General features: G+C 33.5%; 2 protein-coding genes. Both read right to left on the reverse strand.

From position 1 onward, the window contains the following. Nucleotides 1-288: 288 nt before the first annotated feature. Nucleotides 289-1,020: a DsbA family oxidoreductase gene (locus AC0IXC_RS29025; protein ID WP_002035454.1), complete on the reverse strand. Its 732-nt coding sequence runs from the start codon at nucleotides 1,018-1,020 to the stop codon at nucleotides 289-291. Between the two features lie 191 nt (nucleotides 1,021-1,211). Beyond that, a complete protein-coding gene (locus tag AC0IXC_RS29030) occupies nucleotides 1,212-2,171 on the reverse strand; it encodes an alpha/beta hydrolase (protein WP_033709745.1) in 960 nt (319 codons plus the stop codon). Nucleotides 2,172-2,448 lie beyond the last annotated feature (277 nt).

Here is a 2,448-nt window from a genome sequence, read left to right on the forward strand (position 1 = left end):
TTCAAAGAACTTGTTTGCCGCTCATTTGCGACTCCCTTATGTTAACATTTTCATATTTCAATGTCAACTAAGTTTTTCATTTTGTTTTGTCGCTTTCTGCGTTGTTGCTATCGGCGACTTGTTCTATATTACACCTCTAACCTACAATCGTCAATATGTTTTTATAAAAAACTTCATTTTTTTATAAATCCTATTTACGTTATTAATTTATCTATTTATATACCTCTTCTATAAGAATAGAAGAGCAACCCATGAAACACTCTATGGGTTGCTATTCCATCATAAAAACTATTGTTCTTTTGAAGGTACAGAACAACTTTCATCCGTACAAGACATATCGCTTCCACCCTCTGAAGAAAGCTCTTGTAACTTAGGTGCAGGATTCTCTTCTTCCCAAACTTGCTGAAGTGCACCAACAAAAGTTTCAAGTGGTTGCGCACCTGAAATAGCATACTTTTGATTAATAATAAAATAAGGAACTCCCGAAATTTGATATTGCTGAGCAATCGCTTCATCAATTCTAACATCATTTGCATATGCGCTTTTATCATTAATAACATGTAGAGCTTCTTGCTTATCTAAACCTGAAGCTTCAGCAATAGTAGCAAGCGTATCCACATCACTTAAATTTTTCGATTCAGTGAAATATGCACAAAGTAGATTTTCCGTAATCTCTTTTTCTTTCCCTTGATCCTTTGCAAATTTGGCAAGACGATGCGCATCAAAAGTGTTCGTCGGCTTCATCTCTTCAAAATTAAAACTTAACCCCATACTAGCTGCATGATTGCCTAGTTGTATATTATTACGCTTAGCTTCTTCAATACTAATCCCATACTTTGATGCAAGTACTTCATTAATACTTGTTCCAGAATAGATTGGAGCATTTTGGTCTAATTCAAAACTTTTAAACTCAACTTCAACATCTTTCTTATGCGGAAATTGCTCTAAAGCCATTTCTAATCTACGTTTCCCAATATAACAAAATGGGCATACAAAATCTGACCATACTTCAATTTTCATAGAAACACCTCATTAACATGTAGTTTTCAATTATTGTAGCACTGGCAATAAGGAATTCAAAAATTTATGCTTCAAACCTTATATACTACAAACTAAAATGAGTTTTTAAATAGAAAAAACGATAATCAAAAGTATAAAAACATTTCCTTCTGATTATCGTATATACAAAATACAAATCTAAAACAATCTAATTACGCTGGAATGTATCTCCCCACGAACTCCCATATGGTATTCCAATATTTATTCGAATCTACCTTCTCGGCTTCTCCATGTCCAGCACCTGGAACAATTAATTTCTCTTTTTCTACTTTTGCAGCATTATATACTTCATCTAACATTTCATAAGGAACGAATGTATCAGCGTCCCCATGAATAAATAGCATCGGTGTTTTACTTTTCGCTACTTGTTTTACAGCTGAAGCTTCTTCTAAATCATATCCAGCTCTTAATTTTGTAACTGTATTTGCCGCATTCATAACAGGAAACTTCGGCAAGTGGAATAAATCGTTTAATTGATAAGTAAATTCATCAATAACAGTTGAGTATCCACAATCTTCAATAATAACTTTAACGTTAGAGGGTAACTCTTCACCTGAAGTCATCATTACAGTTGCTCCCCCCATTGAAACTCCAAAGAGTGCTATTTCAGCATTAGGGTCTTTCTTTACAATTTGTTGAATCCAAATCAAAATATCTTTACGATCGTGCCAGCCCATCCCTATATAATCACCTTCACTATTTCCATGCCCACGAAGATCTGGCGCTATGACGTTATATCCTTCTTCATAAAAATTCCGGATATATTTCGTCATTTTCGATGCCCTACTATCATATCCATGAACTACAATTGCCCATTTATGGCTAGATTGTTCATTCATATATTCATAACCTGTTAATTTCAACTTATCGAAAGAATTTATGTTTCGTATATTAGGTTTATGATTTGATACAAAGTTCGCATCCTTTTCTTCATTTGTAGCAAACACACCTCCCGATGCATTCACAGTTTCTACTAAGTGCGGATTATCCTCTAAAAACTCTTTCTCTTGTTTCGCATTCAACGCATAATTATAAAAATAATTCCCGACTAACATATAAGTAATTGCTAGAAGGACTAAAACCACTATAGTAATTACACCTATCTTCTTCATATTATCTCCTTAAAAAATTTAAATCTTCCTATATTAAAGTACCTCGAAAAACAACTGTACTATTTTAACACACCGATAGATTGCTTCTACAAAAAATAGAATAGAAAATCTTAAACTACACATCAAAAATGATGAAAGAAAATGAATATGAGAGGATCAAAATAATAAGGATTACTTACTTGAGGCTGATAAGAAGTTTAAAACACAAAAAAGACGAGTCATTCTGACTCGTCTTAAAGTTGCTTGGCGACGTCCTACTCTCACAGGGACAAGGTCC

Source organism: Bacillus sp. AC266 (assembly GCF_979253805.1).